A 17,051-nucleotide genomic window follows, 5' to 3' on the forward strand; every position below is an offset into this window, starting at 1 on the left:
CGTGCCACTCATTCGTATTCATCAATTTCACTCAGGATCTGCCTACGGCGATGCGGTAACGAACTCGATGCTGCTGCTGCAGAAGCAACTGCGTGCATTGGGGTTCGACTCCGAAATTTTTGTTGAACATTTGGATCCGAGGCTTGCGGGACAACTGCGCCAGCATACAGATTTACCGGTTTGTCTTTCTCCGCAGGACATTTTGATCGTGCAGCATTCGATGGGGCACGATCTTCTTGATTGGGTCCTGTCGTTGCAGGCGCGAAAAGTCTTGATGTATCACAACATTACGCCTGCCAATTTCTTTTCCGTAGGATCGGCATTCCATCGCTACTCGTTGATTGGTCGAAAGCAACTGAAGCAAATTCAGTCGGCAGTGGAAGGTGCCGTTGCTGTATCCGATTACAATGCGCGCGAGCTCAGGGAAATTGGATTCGAACGGGTCGACGTGCTGCCCATTCTAGTGCGCGACGATCACTACGCTGGAGTTCTCGCTCCGAGATGCCTGGAGGCTTCGGTAGGACGCCCATGGACCGTTCTATTTGTGGGAAGGATTTGCGAGAACAAGGGACATCTGGAGCTCGTAGAGGCTGCCAAGTCGTGGTTGGAGAGTTATCCGGCATTTCCAATCCAGTTTGTCTGCGTGGGCAGCCATGAGATTGGTTCGGAGTTCTATTCCGATGTGCATGCACGCATTGCTTCCTTCGGCTTGTCCGGTATCGTCAGGTTCACCGGAAAGATCACGGATGAAGAATTGCTGGATTGGTATGCGCGTGCCGACTGCTATCTCAGTCTCAGTCGACACGAGGGATTTGGAGTTCCCCTGATCGAGGCAATGCTCTGTGACCTTCCAGTCATCGCGCTGGATGCCGCCGCAGTTGCCGAAACGATGGGTGGGGCAGGAATCCTTCTGCCGGATGCCGATCCGCAACGCGTCTCACGCGAGTTATTCCACTTGATGAGGAGTCGGTCGCGGCGTCGCGAGATAATCAACGCGCAACGGATTCGAGCGGATAATTTCCGCAGCAACAACATGAGGGTAATTCTTGGCGATATCCTGGAGCGTATGGGCATTAGATTGCCTGCGAGCCCGGAGTTGGCAACCGGTATTTCCACAGCGACGGAAGTGCGAATTGAAGGGCCATGTGATTCCAGTTATAGTCTCGCGATAGTCAATCGCGAACTTGGGCTGGCATTGGATGACGCTGGCGCGCAAACATGTCTGTTCTGTACCGAGGGCCCAGGTGACTATCAGCCTTCGGAACAGGCCATTGATGCTCTTGAGCCGCGTGTGCGCGTACTGTTGCAGTCTGATGCTCCGGGATCGATACCTGACTTGGTCATCAGAAATCTGTATCCGCCACGCGTTCGTGACGCGCGTGGCCAAGTCAATGCTGGTTATTTCTTCTGGGAGGAGTCTTCATTCCCGGCCCAGTATGCAGCGGACTTCAACATTTCTCTCGACGTGTTGCTAGCGCCATCTAGGTTCGTCATGAATGTTTGGCGCAACTCAGGTGTCAACGTTCCAATTCATTACGTTGGGACAGGCGCCGATCATATCCTTGATCAGGCCGCGGAGCAGCTGCCTACTGCTTTGCCGGAGGGCTATCGTTTCCTGCATATCTCCTCCTGCTTCCCACGCAAGGGTCCGGATGTGTTACTTCGCGCTTGGGGGCGAGCCTTTGCTGGACGTAAAGATGTACATCTTGTCATCAAGACGTTCTCGAACCCGCACAACGAAGTGCCGGGTTTATTGAAAGAACTTCGCAAAAACCAGCCCGATTATCCACCCGTCACCTTGCTGCTGGATGAGTACACGCCGGGTCAATTGCGGAATTTATACAGGGAATGCGATGCGTACGTCGCCCCATCGCGCGGTGAAGGATTTGGACTGCCTATGGCAGAGGCCATGCTGCATGACCTTCCCGTAATCGCGACGGGCTGGGGGGGGCATTCCGAATTCTGCACGGAACAGACCGCATTCCCTATCCGCTACCAACTCAAACCGTCGTCTAGCCATGTTGCAGGCAGTGACTCCTCGCTGTGGGCGGAGCCCGACGAAGATCACTTGGTTGAACTGCTGCGTCAGGTGCAAGGCGGACAGTTTGAAGGAACTGCCGCCAGAGTTGCTAATGCGCATGGCCTGATAAAGCGGGAGTACAGTTGGGAAAGCGTTGCCCGTCGCGTGACTTCTGCGAGCGCGGCGGTCAGGCGGCGTGCGCGTGATTTTTCCTTGGAACCGCTACGGCTAGGCTGGGTATCCACCTGGAACGAGACTTGCGGAATAGCCACCTACTCTCGCTACTTGCTTGAGAATCTACCCCTGGATGAAGTTTCTATCAACATCTATGGCCGTATAGGCACGTCGCGACCGGATGGCCGTTTTTCTCTGAACAATCAGTGGTCCGATGCAAGCGAGGCTTCTCTTGAGCGCCTTGCGGATACAATCCTGGCTGACAACATCGAAGTTGTGGTGTTTCAGTTCAACTTTGGCTTCTTCAATGTAGATGCGCTTGGAGCATTGACGTCTCGCCTCGAGAAATCCAATGTGCGCGTTCTCTTGGTGCTGCATTCCACCAAGGACGTGGACAAGGCAGATTTCAAGGCGACTTTGCGAGATGCCAAGGGCGTTGAGTCCGCTACTCGGATACTCGTTCACTCGCTTGACGACTTGAATCGACTGATTGATTACGGTTTGGGGGGCAATGCAGCGATATTCCCCCACGGAGCAATGGACGGGGTTCGCATAAGTAGGCAGGAGGCACGTGACCGCCTTGAGGTTGGCCGCGATGCAAAGATTATTGCCTCTTATGGCTTCATGCTGCCGCACAAGGGGCTTCCCGAATTAGTTGAAGCATTTGCTGAGCTTAGTCGTAAGGAGCCAAACGCATATCTGTTCATGATCAATTCGCTTTTCCCCGACCCGATATCCGAGAAGTTGCGCGATAAGCTTCTTGCTCGAATCGAAAGGCTTGGCATTCGCGAAAAGGTTAGATTTTTTACTGAATTTCTTCCTGAGCAGACCGGTCTCAACCTGCTACAGGCCGCGGACATTGTGGTTTTTCCATATCAGGATACCGCCGAATCGGCAAGTGGCGCAGTGCGCTTTGGTCTGGCGGCGCATCGCCCGGTAGCCTGCACTCCATTGGGAATATTTTCCGACTTGGAAGGTCAAGGGCTACGATTCCGAGGGTGCACGCCTGAGGAGCTTGCACAAGATCTGCGACAATGGCTAAACGACGATAATATCGAGAGTGTGGTGCAGGGACAGGATGAGTGGATCAAGGTTCGAAGCTGGCCACGACTAATGATACGCCTGCTCGATATGTCGCGGGGGCTTGTATTGGATCATGACGCCATCTCAGAACAGAACGCTTAAACATTTAGGAATGAGAAAATTTTATGCGCGTTGCAGTCATTACTGGAATCACTGGGCAAGATGGAGCTTATCTTAGTCGGCTCCTGCTCGATAAGGGATACATCGTCTACGGGACTTATCGACGTACAAGTTCGGTGAACTTCTGGCGAATCGAAGAGTTGGAAATTCGCGATCATCCCAATCTGCATCTGGTCGAGTACGATCTCACGGATCTGGGGGCGACAATTTCTCTGCTAAATAAGGTACAGCCAGACGAGGTTTACAACCTGGCTGCACAGAGTTTCGTCGGGGTGAGCTTCGAACAGCCAAGTACTACGGCTCAGATCACCGGCGTAGGGGCCCTCAATGTGCTCGAGGCGATCAGGTTGGTCAACCCAAAGATCCGTTTTTATCAGGCATCGACCTCGGAGATGTTCGGCAAGGTGCAGGCTGTGCCGCAGAAGGAAGATACGCCGTTCTGGCCGCGCAGTCCTTACGGCGTCGCCAAGCTCTACGCGCACTGGATGACGGTCAATTACCGCGAGAGTTACGGAATCTTTGGAAGCAGCGGAATCTTGTTCAATCATGAGAGTCCGCTTCGGGGCCGTGAATTCGTTACTCGAAAGATCACTGACACGGTAGCCAAGATCAAGCTCGGAAAAGTAGACGTGCTGGAGCTGGGTAACCTGGATGCCAAGCGCGATTGGGGTTTCGCGGAGGAATACGTTGAAGGCATGTGGCGGATGCTGCAAGCAGCGCAGCCGGACACATTTGTTCTTGCTACGAATCGGACCGAGACGGTGCGTGATTTTGTGAGCATGGCATTCAAAGCAGCTGGAATGAATGTTGAGTTCACTGGAAACGACGAGGACGAGATTGCTGTCGATGTTGCGACCGGCGCCACGGTCGTACGAATCAACGCTAAGTTCCATCGTCCGGCTGAGGTGGATCTGCTGGTGGGCGATGCAAGCAAGGCTCGGGAGGTCTTGGGCTGGCAGGCAAAGACAACACTGGAGCAGCTTTGTCAGATGATGGTGGACGCCGATCTACTGAGGAATCAACGTGGCGCTTCGTTCTGATCGTCTCGGCCGGGTTCTGGTCACGGGTGCCTCTGGATTCACCGGCCGTTATCTGACTCAAGCCCTCGCAGAAGCCGGATACAGGGTTATCGCCTGGGGGTGCACATCAGATCACGAGGTGGATATCAATCAACGAGATCAGGTGCTGGATGCCTTGATGCAGTCGCCGCCCGACTACGTCATACATCTTGCAGCTGTAGCTTTCGTCGACCACGACGATGTTGATGAACTTTATAGAGTGAACGTGCTGGGTACCAGGAATTTACTTGAAGGCCTGGCAGCGCTTCCGGAACGGCCATTGCACACGCTGCTTGTCAGTAGCGCCAATGTGTATGGGAATGTGGAAGGCAGCATTGACGAGGGATTCCCTCTGGCGCCGCAGAATGATTACGCGGTAAGCAAGGTGGCTATGGAATACATGGCGAGGATATGGACGCAGAAGCTTCCGATCACGTTCGTGCGACCGTTCAACTATACAGGTGTAGGCCAGAATGAAAAGTATCTGCTACCAAAGATAGTCGGGCACTTTCGTCGGAGGGAGCCTGCCATCGAGTTGGGGAATCTTGATGTCGTCAGGGACTTCAATGACGTTAGGAACGTGGTCGAAGCCTATGTCGCGCTGTTATCTTCAGTGGGGCAGGGAGATGTATTCAACGTATGTTCTGGAGTCGAGACGTCGCTGGCTGATGTCATAGAGATGATGGAGTGTATCTCCGGCCACAAGCTCGATGTGCGTATCAATCCGAAATTTGTACGCGCTAACGATGTGAGGCGTCTCGTGGGCGATGGCTCCCGGCTTAAAGAGTTAGTCGGCACAGTTGCAGCCAGGCCTCTTGAGAGCACGCTGCGATGGATGTTTGAAATGACTGGAGAAGACGAGATGACCAGGAATGATCGGCGTGGAAGTTAATTATTTGCTGGCGCGTATCGCGCAATGGTGGACGAACCCTCGCCATCAGCGTTGGCTCCTATTCACTGTCGGGGCATTCCTGGTCGTCAACCTGGTTGTCCTCATCGGCTATCTTTTTGTCGGATACCAGAACTATTTCCATACCGATGCTTCGACAAAGAACTTGCTTGCTCAGGAAATTCTCGAGACCGGCCATTTCTTTCCTCCTGATTGGAATTACGCGAACAGGGATCTAATGGTCGTTTTTGGGCAGGTTTTTATCCTGCCTCTGCTTGCTTTTCTGCCGAACAATTTTTTGTTGCATGCCATTTCTGGGCTCATATTCTCTCTGGCAATTCTGGTGGCGCTGTGGAAGCTTACCGGGCTGGTTGCCAATGAGCGCTGGCTACGGGTTTGTACGTTAGCAATCATTGCCGGCGGAATATCAACGGCCTTTGCCGAGAATATCTTCGGGCAGGTGGCATACGGTGCAGTTTTGTTGTTGAGTATCGTTGTCATTCTGTTGGCTTGGAAAACCATGTTGAGCGAGGGGCACTCTTTATTCTGGAATGCTTCCCTGCTGATGATCGTTGTGACGCTTGCGACATGGAATAATCCGCAGCGGGCCCTCATCTCTTATGTGATACCACTCATCGGTTCTGCCATTGTCCAAGCGATCTCCGTTCTTTCTCTGGCGAACGTTCGGCAGCGCCTAATTCCAGTGATATGGCTGCTGGCCACGACTTTGGTCGGTACCGTTGTTGGCTCGGTACTCAGCTCATGGATCATCTCGCAGGTACAGAATAGCAATGGTGTCGCTTCAGCTCGTTGGTTGAGCTACGACGATGGCGTTCATAACCTTGTGGAATCCGTTCAAGGCGTCATGGCGATGTTTGGCGGGATGCCGGTTGCAGGAAGCGATGTTCTTTCTGTGGAGGGGATCTATCAGGCGGTGAGATTGGTATGTGCCGTGATTCTGGTGGTTCTGGTGCCTGCTGCCATCTATCGTCGGGTATTTGAACAAAACGCCGCGGGCAGATTCGTAGCAGTCTTCACTGCATTGCAGGGTCTTTCCTGCCTCTTCCTGTTTGTCGCTACGACAATCCCGGACATGAGCGATCCGGTGACTTCCTCGCGCTATCTGGCACCTTCTGTAATCCTTGGTCTTGTCCTGCTTTATACCTCTACCTTTACGGTAGCCAGCGCATGGCGTGGTGCCCTTGTGGGGGTTACGATGCTGGTGCTGATCAGTAATAATGTGATGCGGCCGAACAAGGAGGCTATGCCGCTAAGGAATCATCAGGTCGATCGGGCAGCGATAGTGGAAGCGCTACGCGCCAACGGTTTGAAGTACGGATATGCAACTTACTGGAACTCTGGCTTGTATACGGTACTGAGTGGACAGGATTCGAGAATTCGCCAGGTTCTGATCATAGACGGGCTGCCAATTCCGATGCGTCACCTTGGCTCAAACCGATGGTATGAAGCTGATGCGTGGAGCGGCCCAAGTTTCTTGCTTTTGGATAAGGTCGAGGCCGAGAAAGTAAACTGGGATGCAATGCGGCTCCGGATCGGTGCTGTTGAAAGGCGTATCCCGATTGGTAAACTGGTTGCTTACGTCTATCCAAGCAATATTGCAGCAAAGCTTCCGAACTGGAGTCGTGAGTTCAAGTATCCTGTGACTTATCCGGCTGTGCCCGGGGCGATGTACAATCAGGGCCATTGGGACGATTCTAAGAAAGCTGTCGTCAGCAAGATAGGCGAGTCAGGTTTTATCGCGTATGGACCTTACATCCATCTTCCCAAGGGGAAGTATCGAGCGGAGTTTGCGCTTGCCGCGTCCGGGGTTTCACAGGGTACGGAAGTTGCTATGATAGATGTGGTAAGCAATAGCGCGACATTCCAACTCGCGAAAATGTCGGTCAAGGCTAGTGCCGAAAACAGGTATTCTTTGGAATTCACGCTGAATCGCCAGGCTGAAATCTTGGAAATCCGCACGTTCGCGACTGGGATGGGTGAACTGGAGTACAGAGGGGTAACTCTGATTCCTCTGTCCGCTAATGCTGAGTAACGTCGTGGTTACACGGCAACGGCGGCTTTTCGGCCGCCGTTGCCGTGCATGGCTCGGATCTGAAGGGAATGCTGAGTACTATAAGGAGGCCAGCGCCACGTTGGCTGATTCGAGAATTTTATCCATATGCTCTTCGACACCTACCCAGAGCGGCATCCGGACTAGTCGCTGGCTGACGTCTTCAGTTACAGCAAGATCGCCGTGGCTTCGTGCAATGTCTTTGCCTCTAGGGGCGGAGTGAAGAGGAACGTAATGGAATACGGAAGATACACCCAACTCTTTGAGTTTTTCGATGAAGCGAGTGCGTGACTCAAGATTGGGCATCAGCAGGTAGTACATGTGAGCATTGTGAGCGCAGTATTCTGGAATTACCGGGCGTCTTAGCGTTCCGGCAGACTCATGTTGCTGTGCCCAGGCATGGTATCGATTCCAAATCGAAAGGCGACGATCGGTGATTGCCTGTCCATGGTCCAGCTGAGCGCTGAGAAATGCGGCGATCAATTCGCTTGGCAAGTATGAAGAACCCATGTCAACCCATGTGTACTTGTCGACTTGGCCGCGTAGAAAGCGGCTGCGATTGGTGCCTTTTTCACGAATGATTTCGGCACGTTCCGCGCTGCTTGCATCACGTATAAGTAGTGCGCCCCCCTCGCCAGAGATCACGTTCTTGGTTTCGTGAAAACTCAGGCAGCCATAGTCACCAATGCCGCCCAATGGGCGTCCTCGATAGGTCGAGTAGATGGCCTGTGCAGCATCTTCGATTACTGGCAGGCCATGCCGTGCTGCGATGTCCATGATGGTATCCATCTCGCACGCCACGCCCGCGTAATGGACCACGCATATGGCCTTGGTGCGCGAGGTGATCGCAGATTCGATTTGCGCTTCGTCCAGGTTGAGAGTGTCCGGTCTGATATCTACGAAGACGGGCACGGCTCCCCGTAGCGCGAACGCGTTGACGGTGGAGACAAAAGTGAATGATGGAAGGATCACCTCATCGCCAGGTTTCAGGTCCAGCAGGAGGGCAGCCATTTCGAGTGCGGCAGTACACGAATGTGTAAGCAGCGCTTTGGGGACCGCGCAGATGTCCTGCAATTGTTGGTGACACTTTTTGGTAAACGGACCGTCGCCGGAAAGATGACCTGCGCGATGAGCGGCTGCAATGTTTTCCAGCTCGACGCCAGTCATGAATGGTTTGTTGAACGGGATCAAAAAAAATCTCCGGGTAATCCTAGCGGACGCACTCTAGGATGCAGTGTGTGTAAGGGACATAGAGCAGATCTGTGCGTATCTGGTATTCGACTTGAGAAAAATGCTGGCTGGCTATACCAGCATAGCTATCGGGCGTGCGAATGTTCTGTCCGCGATCTTTCAAGACAAGCTTTCGTGCGATAGGAGACTGATCAGGTATCAACGTCCCGTCCATCGATATGAATCGTCCACCTGGTTTGAGCCGTTCGTAAGCTGTTTGAATCAGCTTGGACGCAATTTCATCATCCAGATGATGTAGCACTCCCATCGCCAGAACGAGATCTGCAGACGGTTCACCGCTTGATGGGCGATAGTCTGCGATATCCATGCATTCAAACGTTCCCCGATTGGGATGGTTCCGCCTTGCTGATTCTACATAGGACATCGACAAGTCGAAGCCGTGGTAGTCAATGCCTTGAGGCAGATGAGAGAGCAGTTCTCCAGTCCCGCAGCCGATATCCAGCACTACATCCCCAGGCTTGGCGCGAATGTGATCGTTGGAAAAGTGCTTTCGGGCCTTTTCTGCACCTAAGGCAGTTTGCAATAGGTTGTACATACTTGGCGCCGAGAGAATAGCGTGCAAACCATCCGTTTTTTGAGCCATTTTACGCTCCAGCTGATCGTGATACTACGATGACTCCTGCAATGATTAGAATCGTTCCGGAAATCTTATGCCAGTCCATGGTCTCGCGAAACATCCATATAGAGAGAATTGCAACGATTGGGAAGCTCAGGGACGTGAAGGGATAGGCTTTGCTGAGCGGCATCCTGCCGATGGCTGCCATCCAGCACAGCGACGCCCCGAAAGCGGCTGCAAAGGCGCTGATCACCCAAGGGTTGAGCAACAGCAAGATGATGCCACGCCAGTTGCTACCTGCAATAGTAGCGTCCGGGTTCAAGCCAACTTGCCATTTCAAAGTAAGCTGACCATAGATCGTGAGCAAAATTGTCAAAGCGATGAATACGTAGCTCATAAGATCAGCGGGGACCATGTGTTGTAAGGGGAGGCCCTAATGCCAAAGTCGATGGCATAATGTGATAAGTGTCATAAGCGTTGAATAGCGCGAAGCCTAGGCGCGCCCACACTTGTTGCACGCGGTAGTTCCACACCTGAGTACTGATGATCAGCTCCCTGCAGCCTCTATCGTAGGCGTGTGCGGCGATCCAGATCAGCCCTCTGGTATAGATTCCCTTTCCCGCATGCGCAGGGTGAACTGCATTCAGGACTACCTCGCATTGCCGAATCCGGCTGTCGATTGAGCATGTTAGAAAGCCGGCCGCTTCGGTTCCTGATGTTGCCAAGCAGGTAAAGCGGTCTGTCTGGCCCGCGGCCAGATAGGCACATGCCCACTCAATGTATCCCTCCAGAATCTGCTCTGCTGGCAGTCTGCGATTGGCGTTATAATGGCTGCGGTAACCCACGAAGCCGTCGCGGGCAATACGTTGCAGCTCCGCTACATCAGAAGCATCTGCGAGCCGAAACACGACCTCGGCTTCACCAACAGGTGCTGACCACTTGTCGACGGGCAGTGGCAGGCGGTAGTAGACGAGCGTGTCTGCATGGAGTATCTGAAAACTGCTCTCTGCCAACGCCGAGACAGTCGCGTGAGAGCCGGCAGGCACGCGGAGTACGGTGATGTCCAGTCTCTGGTCGCTGATCGAGTTAGCAATGTGAGCAGACATCTCGATATCAGACTCCAATCGAGCCCGCCCGATTCTCAGTCCAAAACGATCTGTTTCTATTTCTGAAAAAATGACCTGCTCACTCACGGGCGGTGTCCCGTGATGGTAGAGATGACGTAATGAGGCCGCTGTTTTGCGCTGCTGAAGATGCGCCCTACATACAGTCCCAACACCCCGACGCTTGCCAGGATTGCGCTTCCGATGAGCCACACAGAAGCTATGATGCTCGTGAATCCTGCTACCTGAGTGTCACCAACCCAGTAGCGAGAAATGCTGAAGGCGACGACTCCAATCGAAAGTAGAGCGAATATCAAAGCTGCCCCAACCACCAGGCGAAGTGGCTTGTCCGAGTAGGAGAGTGCAATGCTGGCGGCAAGCCTTAGAAGGCGGCGCAACGTGTAGCCGCTGTCCCCTGCATCTCGCGCTTCGTGAGTGACCGGCACATGTGCAGTCTTCAGGCCCGTCCAGCGTACTAGCATCGGAAGAAATCTTTCCTGCTCAGGCATGGCAACGATGACGTCGACGGTCTTTCTGCTGTATGCACCAAAGTTTGCAGTCGTGTGGTCGTATGTTGCACCTGTCAACCACCCAAGGAACTTATAAAAAGCGAAGGATCCTGCGCGTTTGAGCGCCTTGTCTTGACGTTGCACGCGTTGGGCTAGCGCAATCTCGGTGTCGCCGCGCAAGGCGGCAAGCAGATTGGGTATTTCTTCCGGGCGATCCTGGAGGTCGCAGTCCATGACGATGACCTTGAAGCCTTTGGAGATGCCAAGCCCTGCAGTTATCGCAGCATGCTGCCCAAAATTTCTGCTCAGACGAACTCCAATGACAGATTCGCGGTGCTGGGCGATTTCGCTGATGCGCGACCAGGCCCCATCGGGGCTTGCATCATCCACTAAAATGATTTCGTAACTTGAAGTTATCCGAGCAAGCGCTTGTTCGACACGCTCTACAAGATGCTCGAGGCAGTCCTTGCAGCCGTAGATAGGCGACACGACCGACACCTCTGGCCTCGTTGCTGGGGACAGAGGTGCCGCAGGCGACCGTGATTCAAACATGGCAGGCAAGTGTTCCCCCTAAAATTTTGGGCGGCGCCCGAATGAATTGGGCGCCCGCAAGAATTCAGTTCTGAAGCCGAATGTCATAACTCCTTCGGCGTCGCAATCAATGCTTAAAGAGCGGCTTCAAGCTCCGGCAGCAGCGTAAACAAATCCCCCACCAGCCCAATATCGGCGATCTCGAAGATCGGCGACTCCGGGTCCTTGTTGATCGCCACGATCGTGCCGGCGTCTTTGATGCCGGTCAGATGTTGGATGGCGCCGCTGATGCCGATCGCCACGTAAAGCTCCGGGGCGATGATCTTGCCGGTCTGGCCGACCTGCAGCTCGTTGGGCACGTAACCGGCATCCACTGCCGCGCGCGAGGCGCCCACGGCGGCACCGAGTTTGTCGGCCAGGCTGTAGATGTGCTGGAAGTTCTCGGCCGAGCCGACGCCGCGACCACCAGAGACCACGCGCTTTGCGCTTTGCAGGTCGGGGCGGTCGGAGCTGCCTGCTGCCAGGCCGACAAAGCGGGTATGGGTCGGCAGCGCGACCTCCACGGTGGCCGACTCAACCGTCGCGCTTCCACCGCCGGCAGCTTCCGGCCACGATGCACTGCGCACCGTCGCGACCACGATCTGGTCGGCCGGTGCCCTGACGGTGATGATGGCGTTGCCTGCGTAGATCGGACGCTTGAAAGTGTAAGCGTCTTCGACCGACATCAGATCGGAGATCTGGTTGACGCCGAGGAGCGCAGCCACGACCGGCATCAGATCCTTGCCGAACGTGGTGGAGGGGCCGAACACGTGCGTATAGCCCTGGCCGGCCAGCTGGGCGATCTGGGGGCCCAGCACCTGCGCAATGGCGTGTTCGTTGGCCGCATTGGCCACCGCCAACACGCGGCTGACGCCGGCCAACTGCGCCGCCTGGGAAGCGATCGCGGTCGGGTCGGCTGCCAGCACAACCACATCAATGGATTCGGCCGAGATCGCCAGCGCAGCGCTCAGCGTCTTGGCGGTGGCAGCGTTGAGCTGGCCGTTAAGATGTTCGGCAACAACGAGAACCTTGGCCATTACAGCAACCCCTTCTGCTTGAGTGCGGCCACCAGCTCGGCGGCGTCCTTGACCATCACGCCGCGGCTGCGCTTGGACGGCGCGGCGTAGTGGGTGGTGGTCAGGCTGTCATGCGCGTCGACACCCAGGTCGGCAAACGCCAGCGTTTCCAACGGCTTGCTCTTGGCCTTCATGATGTCCGGCAGCTTGATGAAGCGCGGCTCGTTCAGGCGCAGATCGGTGGTGACCACCGCCGGCAGGTCCACTTCCAGCGTCTCCAGGCCGGCATCGACCTCGCGCGTGACCGTCGCCTTGCCACCGGCAACCACGAGCTTGCCGGCAAAGGTGGCCTGCGGGCGGCCCCACAGTGTGGCGAGCATCTGGCCGGTCTGGTTGGCATCGTCATCGATTGCCTGCTTGCCCAGGATGACCAGGTCCGGCTGTTCCTTCTCGACCAGCTTGAGCAAAGTGCGCGCGGCGGTCAGCGGCTGGATGGCCGCGTCGGTGACCACGTGGATGGCGCGATTGGCGCCCATGGCCAGGCCGTTACGCAGGTGCGCAGCCGCATCGGCCGGCGCCAGGGTGGCGACCACGACTTCCGTGGCAATGCCGGCATCGCGCAGGCGCAATGCTTCTTCCAGGGCGATTTCGTCGAACGGGTTGGGCGAGAGCTTGACGCCCTCGGTCACCACGCCGGAGCCATCCGGCTTGACCTGAATGCGGACGTTGTAGTCCACCACGCGCTTGTAGGCGACGAGGATTTTCATCGTGTACGAGATCCTTCAGCTATTGCGGGAAGGCCCGGCCGCGGCGGCAGGCACGGGAGTGGGGGCATTCTAACCGGGGTAGAGCTACCATGCGATGGCGTATGGATGGTGCGGTGCGGGAATGGGCCTGCGAGGGCGACTTCGACCGCTGTTGCGCGCAACGTATATCCTGTCGGGCTTGAAATTGAGTGCGGCGAACGCGCGATCAGGAGATAGGCAGTGGCAACTTGGTTAGTGACCGGCGGAGCGGGCTTCATTGGCGGCAACTTCGTGTTGGAGGCGGTCGCGCGTGGCGTGCGCGTCATCAACCTGGATGCGCTCACTTACGCAGGCAACCTGAAAACCCTGGCGTCTTTGGAGGACAATCCGAATCACGTCTTCGTCAAAGGCAATATCGGCGACGGAGCGCTGGTGGATCGTTTGCTGGCAGAGCACCAGCCTGACGCAGTTCTGAACTTTGCCGCCGAGAGCCACGTGGACCGCTCGATTGATGGTCCGGGTGCGTTTATCCAGACCAATGTCGTCGGTACCCTGGCCCTGCTTGAATCCGTGCGGGATTACTGGAAGGCGCTGCCGCAGGAATCCAGGCATGCGTTTCGCTTCCTGCACGTGTCGACCGATGAGGTGTACGGCACCCTGGGAGAAACCGGAAAATTCACCGAAACCACGCCCTACGCTCCGAATTCGCCTTACTCCGCATCCAAGGCCGCATCCGACCATCTGGTGCGGGCGTTTCATCATACGTACGGCCTGCCGGTGTTAACGACCAATTGCTCGAACAACTACGGCCCCTACCATTTTCCCGAGAAGTTGATTCCGCTGGTCATCGCAAAGGCCTTGGCAGGGGAGCCACTACCCATGTACGGGGATGGAAAGCAGGTGCGCGACTGGCTGTTTGTCAGTGACCACTGCGATGCGATTCGCACAGTGCTTGCAAAGGGGCGGGTTGGGGAAACCTATAACGTCGGCGGCAATGCCGAACGGCAAAACATCGAGGTGGTGCGTACGATCTGCGCGCTCCTAGATCAACAACGTCCGCGCTCCGATGGTCAACTTCGTGCCAGCCAGATCACGCACGTGACCGACCGGCCCGGCCATGATCGCCGCTATGCCATTGATGCCAGCAAACTCCGGAACGAGCTCGGGTGGCAACCGGCTTATACCTTTGAGCAGGGCATTGCACTGACAGTGCAGTGGTATCTGGATAACCAAGCCTGGGTGCAAGGAGTGTTGGACGGTAGCTATCGGTTGGAGCGAATCGGGGTCGCAGCGTAACGCAGTCATCGTCACGGCCCGCGGACACGGCGGGCGCCAAAGGATATACCCATGACACAACGCAAAGGCATCATTCTGGCTGGCGGATCGGGAACACGCCTGTATCCGATTACCAAAGGCGTCAGCAAGCAGCTGCTGCCAGTCTATGACAAGCCGATGATCTATTACCCACTCAGCGTGCTGATGCTGGCTGGTATCCGTGAAGTGCTGATCATCAATACGCCACACGAACAGTCATTGTTTCAGACGCTGCTTGGCGACGGTGAACAGTGGGGCATGCATATCCGCTACGCGGTGCAGCCCAGCCCTGATGGGCTGGCTCAGGCCTACTTGATCGGGCGCGACTTCATCGATGGCAAGCCCAGCTGCCTGGTATTGGGAGACAATATCTTCCACGGACATGGCCTGACGGACACGTTGCGACGTGCTGATGCGCGTCAACAGGGAGCCACCGTGTTCGGCTACTGGGTCAATGATCCTGAGCGCTACGGGGTGGCCGAGTTCGATGCTCAGGGCAAGGTAATTGATATCGAGGAAAAGCCCCTGCAGCCACGCTCGAATTATGCGGTCACCGGCCTCTATTTTTATGATGCCAGGGCTTGCGAGTACGCTGCGCAGCTGAAGCCTTCCAGCCGGGGAGAGCTGGAGATTACCGACCTCAATCGGCGCTACCTGGAAGCAGGAGACCTGCACCTGGAGCCGCTTGGACGTGGATACGCCTGGCTGGATACGGGAACGCATCAATCCCTGCACGAGGCATCCAACTTCATCGAGACGATCCAGATGCGGCAAGGGCTGCAGGTGTGTTGCCCGGAAGAGATCGCCTTCGCCAAAGGATGGATCGATGCTTCCCAACTGGAGCAACTGGCCGCCCCCTTGCGCAAGAATGCTTATGGTCAATACCTGCATTCGCTCGCACAACGTGGAGTGGTTCCTTGAAAGTCATCGATACATCCCTGCCTGGTTGCTTCGTCATTGAGCCAAGAGTCCTGGGCGACGAGCGGGGTCAATTCTTCGAAGCCTGGAATGCCGAACGCTTCGACCAGCACGGATTTTCCGCGCGGTTCCTGCAGAGCAATATCTCCACTTCGACCAAGGGCGTGCTGCGAGGTCTGCACTACCAATGGCCACGGCCGCAGGGGAAGTTGGTCAGCGTGCTGGAGGGCGAGGTCTACGATGTGGCGGTGGATATCCGGCGCGGATCACCGTACTTCGGTCAGTGGACTGCCGCCATCCTGAGCGCCGAGAACAATCGGCAGTTCTGGATTCCGGAAGGTTTTGCGCATGGCTTTGCAGTTCTGTCCGAACGTGCGGTCTTCAGTTACCTGTGCACCGACATCTACGTCCATGACGCCGACGCAAGCGTGCGCTGGGACGACGCCACCATCGGTGTGGATTGGCCGATCAGTTCGCCAATTCTGTCTGCAAAGGATAGGGCTGCGCCGTTTCTTGAGGATATCGCCGAAGAGCGCCTGCCGGTTTATCAGGGATGACCACGCTGGTGATTGGTGCCAGCGGGCAGGTGGGTACCGAGTTGCTGCGGGTGCTGGCGCCGCTGGGTACCGTCGTGGCTGCGTCCCGCTCAGGGCAGTTGGCCGATGGACTCCCCTGTGAGCGGATCGATCTGAACGAGCTTGCGTCGCTGGACCTGGCATTAAATAGGGTGCGGCCGGCGTTAGTGGTCAACGCAGCCGCCTATACCGCCGTCGATCGTGCCGAGCAGGAGCGCGATGCGGCCTTCCGCGCCAATGCCGAAGCGCCCGGCGTGATAGCGCAATGGTGCGCGCGCGCCGATGTGCCCTTGGTCCATTATTCGACCGACTATGTCTTCGATGGGCAGGGCACGCGCCCCTACCTGCCGGACGACGCCACCGCGCCGCTCGGCGTGTACGGGCAGAGCAAACTGGCCGGCGAGCGAGCGGTGCAGGCGGCTGGCGGCCGTCATCTGATCTTCCGCACTGCCTGGGTCTACGCGGCGCATGGACACAATTTCCTGCGCACGATGCTGCGTGTGGGCGCCGAGCGCGATGTGCTGCGCGTGGTTGCCGACCAGATCGGCACGCCAACGCCAGCGGCGTTAATTGCCGACATCACGGCGCACGCGCTCCGCCAGCCGGGCGAACCTTCCGGCTTGTGGCATCTGACCGCCGCCGGGCAGACCACCTGGCACGGTTTCGCCGAAGCCATCTTCGCCCAGGCGCGCGCGCGCGGCCTGCTCGCCCGCACGCCGCGCGTGGAGGCGATCGGCACCGCCGACTATCCCACGCCGGCCAAGCGCCCGGCCTATTCGCGTCTGGACACTCACAGCCTGCAGGACACTTTCGGCATCCGCCTGCCGGACTGGCAGGATGGACTGAGCCAGGTGCTGGACACGCTGGCCCAACGGTGAGCCTGGTCGGTGGTGCCATCGATCGGTGCGGCTTCAGCACCGACTCATAGCTTGCACTTCGCTTCGGCTACCATCAGGGCTGATCCGCGCCGTACCGGCGAGCTGCTCCGCGCAGGTCGCGGCCGACGTGGATGTGCCGCTGAAGCGGATGCAACGCACGACGCATCCGCTGGATGCATGCAGGTGTGCGCTGTATCGCA

The 17,051-nt window shown here is 56.5% G+C and carries 15 protein-coding genes; 8 read left to right on the forward strand and 7 right to left on the reverse strand.

Translation table 11 applies throughout. The features are described 5' to 3' along the window. The first annotated feature begins 1 nt into the window (after position 1). The 4 genes from J7367_RS17495 to J7367_RS17510 are packed head-to-tail and all read left to right on the forward strand — an operon-like array spanning position 2 to position 7,397. Positions 2 to 3,379, forward strand: a complete 3,378-nt coding sequence (locus J7367_RS17495; protein WP_139792829.1) for a glycosyltransferase — start codon at positions 2 to 4, stop codon at positions 3,377 to 3,379. Positions 3,380 to 3,402: 23 nt separating this feature from the next. Then, complete coding sequence (gmd, locus tag J7367_RS17500; protein ID WP_057662867.1) at positions 3,403 to 4,437, forward strand: GDP-mannose 4,6-dehydratase; 1,035 nt, start codon at positions 3,403 to 3,405, stop codon at positions 4,435 to 4,437. After that, entirely contained in the window at positions 4,421 to 5,347 is a 927-nt protein-coding gene (locus tag J7367_RS17505) for an NAD-dependent epimerase/dehydratase family protein (protein WP_209028958.1), read from the forward strand. Before gmd ends, J7367_RS17505 begins: the two co-directional genes overlap by 17 nt. After that, positions 5,328 to 7,397, forward strand: a complete 2,070-nt coding sequence (locus J7367_RS17510) for a hypothetical protein (RefSeq protein ID WP_057662881.1) — start codon at positions 5,328 to 5,330, stop codon at positions 7,395 to 7,397. Before J7367_RS17505 ends, J7367_RS17510 begins: the two co-directional genes overlap by 20 nt. Before the next feature lie 78 nt (positions 7,398 to 7,475). Here the strand turns inward: J7367_RS17510 and rffA are convergent, their stop codons facing one another. The 7 genes from rffA to J7367_RS17545 form a co-directional block, all read right to left on the reverse strand. Beyond that, the gene (gene rffA / locus J7367_RS17515; RefSeq protein ID WP_081027936.1) at positions 7,476 to 8,606 is read right to left on the reverse strand and encodes a dTDP-4-amino-4,6-dideoxygalactose transaminase; all 1,131 of its coding nucleotides are present in this window, start codon (positions 8,604 to 8,606) and stop codon (positions 7,476 to 7,478) included. Between the two features lie 19 nt (positions 8,607 to 8,625). Continuing rightward, complete coding sequence (locus J7367_RS17520) at positions 8,626 to 9,249, reverse strand: class I SAM-dependent methyltransferase (RefSeq protein ID WP_081027937.1); 624 nt, start codon at positions 9,247 to 9,249, stop codon at positions 8,626 to 8,628. A 1-nt stretch (position 9,250) separates the two neighbouring features. Further along, positions 9,251 to 9,619: an EamA family transporter gene (locus tag J7367_RS17525; RefSeq protein WP_057662950.1), complete on the reverse strand. Its 369-nt coding sequence runs from the start codon at positions 9,617 to 9,619 to the stop codon at positions 9,251 to 9,253. A 4-nt stretch (positions 9,620 to 9,623) separates the two neighbouring features. After that, a complete protein-coding gene (locus J7367_RS17530; RefSeq protein ID WP_139792831.1) occupies positions 9,624 to 10,415 on the reverse strand; it encodes a GNAT family N-acetyltransferase in 792 nt (263 codons plus the stop codon). Continuing rightward, the gene (locus J7367_RS17535) at positions 10,412 to 11,323 is read right to left on the reverse strand and encodes a glycosyltransferase family 2 protein (protein ID WP_057662953.1); all 912 of its coding nucleotides are present in this window, start codon (positions 11,321 to 11,323) and stop codon (positions 10,412 to 10,414) included. Before J7367_RS17535 ends, J7367_RS17530 begins: the two co-directional genes overlap by 4 nt. 176 nt (positions 11,324 to 11,499) lie before the next feature. Next, positions 11,500 to 12,441 carry an electron transfer flavoprotein subunit alpha/FixB family protein gene (locus J7367_RS17540; protein ID WP_057662894.1) on the reverse strand — a complete coding sequence of 314 codons (942 nt, stop codon included), beginning with the start codon at positions 12,439 to 12,441 and terminating at the stop codon, positions 11,500 to 11,502. Beyond that, positions 12,441 to 13,187 (reverse strand): electron transfer flavoprotein subunit beta/FixA family protein, encoded by a 747-nt coding sequence (locus J7367_RS17545; protein ID WP_057662897.1) that lies wholly within the window; start codon positions 13,185 to 13,187, stop codon positions 12,441 to 12,443. The genes J7367_RS17540 and J7367_RS17545 overlap by 1 nt, the downstream gene beginning before the upstream one ends. Positions 13,188 to 13,406: 219 nt before the next feature. On the opposite strand from J7367_RS17545, the gene rfbB reads away from it, so the two are divergent. Genes rfbB through rfbD form a run of 4 tightly spaced genes read left to right on the forward strand, consistent with a single transcriptional unit; the run spans position 13,407 to position 16,851 of the window. Then, on the forward strand, positions 13,407 to 14,462 hold the full coding sequence (gene rfbB, locus J7367_RS17550; RefSeq protein ID WP_057662900.1) for a dTDP-glucose 4,6-dehydratase: 1,056 nt from the start codon (positions 13,407 to 13,409) through the stop codon (positions 14,460 to 14,462). Between the two features lie 51 nt (positions 14,463 to 14,513). Further along, complete coding sequence (rfbA, locus tag J7367_RS17555) at positions 14,514 to 15,401, forward strand: glucose-1-phosphate thymidylyltransferase RfbA (protein ID WP_005913450.1); 888 nt, start codon at positions 14,514 to 14,516, stop codon at positions 15,399 to 15,401. Beyond that, positions 15,398 to 15,955 carry a dTDP-4-dehydrorhamnose 3,5-epimerase gene (gene rfbC, locus J7367_RS17560; RefSeq protein WP_016851441.1) on the forward strand — a complete coding sequence of 186 codons (558 nt, stop codon included), beginning with the start codon at positions 15,398 to 15,400 and terminating at the stop codon, positions 15,953 to 15,955. Before rfbA ends, rfbC begins: the two co-directional genes overlap by 4 nt. Then, positions 15,952 to 16,851 carry a dTDP-4-dehydrorhamnose reductase gene (rfbD, locus tag J7367_RS17565; protein WP_057662903.1) on the forward strand — a complete coding sequence of 300 codons (900 nt, stop codon included), beginning with the start codon at positions 15,952 to 15,954 and terminating at the stop codon, positions 16,849 to 16,851. Before rfbC ends, rfbD begins: the two co-directional genes overlap by 4 nt. The last annotated feature ends 200 nt before the right edge of the window (positions 16,852 to 17,051 follow it).

Origin of the sequence: Xanthomonas sp. D-36-1 (genome assembly GCF_017746155.1) — a bacterium.
GTDB classification, from domain to species: domain Bacteria; phylum Pseudomonadota; class Gammaproteobacteria; order Xanthomonadales; family Xanthomonadaceae; genus Xanthomonas; species Xanthomonas cissicola.

Excerpts from the sequence above, each read along its gene's own strand:
- gmd (WP_057662867.1), top strand. The coding sequence starts at position 3,403 with ATGCGCGTTGCAGTCATTACTGGAATCACTGGGCAAGATGGAGCTTAT.
- J7367_RS17510 (WP_057662881.1), top strand. The coding sequence starts at position 5,328 with ATGATCGGCGTGGAAGTTAATTATTTGCTGGCGCGTATCGCGCAATGG.
- J7367_RS17520 (WP_081027937.1), bottom strand. The coding sequence starts at position 9,249 with ATGGCTCAAAAAACGGATGGTTTGCACGCTATTCTCTCGGCGCCAAGT.
- J7367_RS17525 (WP_057662950.1), bottom strand. The coding sequence starts at position 9,619 with ATGAGCTACGTATTCATCGCTTTGACAATTTTGCTCACGATCTATGGT.
- J7367_RS17540 (WP_057662894.1), bottom strand. The coding sequence starts at position 12,441 with ATGGCCAAGGTTCTCGTTGTTGCCGAACATCTTAACGGCCAGCTCAAC.
- J7367_RS17545 (WP_057662897.1), bottom strand. The coding sequence starts at position 13,187 with ATGAAAATCCTCGTCGCCTACAAGCGCGTGGTGGACTACAACGTCCGC.
- rfbA (WP_005913450.1), top strand. The coding sequence starts at position 14,514 with ATGACACAACGCAAAGGCATCATTCTGGCTGGCGGATCGGGAACACGC.
- rfbD (WP_057662903.1), top strand. The coding sequence starts at position 15,952 with ATGACCACGCTGGTGATTGGTGCCAGCGGGCAGGTGGGTACCGAGTTG.